We start from the raw sequence: 815 nt of genomic DNA on the forward strand, positions 1-815 counted from the left end.
CATCAACGTTTTTCGAGTAATGCAGTTTTCTGTGACAGCCTGCGTCCACTAAAATCCTTGTTATCTTATAATCATTCCCCACGGCTTCATGGATTCTGTGCCCTTTCTCCACAGTGGTAGCGCCGCCGCATATAGGGCGTATTCCTTTTTGTGCTTTGTAGAGGGCGTTCAGCTTCTTTCCGCCTTTGATTTCACGAAACATCCTCTCCGCATCTCTTTCTTCAAAATATCCTGTAAACCTATCGTCAAATGGGGTCGCTTCTGATTTTGTTTTCAGCCATCTTACGATATTGGTATCCGTTGCATATATCAGATTGAGTTCAAACGAATCAGACATTTTATTTCTTCGCTATCCATTTGTGGCTCTTTTTAGGGCGTCTGCGCTTGCGCCGCTGCCACAGGCGTCTCCATACATCAAAATCAAACCTTTCAAATGCCTGTGACGAGACATTATACTTTTGGAAATTCACCCACGGATGGCCGGATTCAGCTTCCGCATCAAATTTTCCCGCTTCATGGACGGGTTCTTCTTGATTATCTCCCTTATCTTGCCCACTATGGCTTTATAATTCTTTTTGGACGGTTTCGTCAGAAGTTTGTCCTTGCACCACCTTATATTGCTTCCGAGAAAATCAAACCCATCTTCGATATGGGCAATGACTGTCTTTTCTTCCGACAGTTCCAGCCCTCTCCCTGAAAGGAATTCCCGGATAATGGGAAGCACGCCATTTGCCAAAAGCTCCCTGCTTTCGCCGGTGACACTGAACCACTACCGGCTAAAGCCGGTAGGTTCGCTCTGCTGCTAAAGCAGCCTA

At 45.9% G+C, this 815-nt stretch carries 1 protein-coding gene and 1 pseudogene; both read right to left on the reverse strand.

Going from position 1 to position 815, the window contains the following annotated elements; genetic code table 11:
- Positions 1-337 (reverse strand): annotated as a pseudogene (locus tag E5329_RS31445) (group II intron reverse transcriptase/maturase); the annotation flags it as partial.
- Between the two features lie 129 nt (positions 338-466).
- Complete coding sequence (locus E5329_RS31455) at positions 467-736, reverse strand: RNA-dependent RNA polymerase family protein (RefSeq protein ID WP_275443899.1); 270 nt, start codon at positions 734-736, stop codon at positions 467-469.
- Positions 737-815 lie beyond the last annotated feature (79 nt).

This window comes from Petralouisia muris (assembly GCF_004793545.1).
GTDB classification, from domain to species: Bacteria; Bacillota; Clostridia; order Lachnospirales; family Lachnospiraceae; genus Petralouisia; species Petralouisia muris.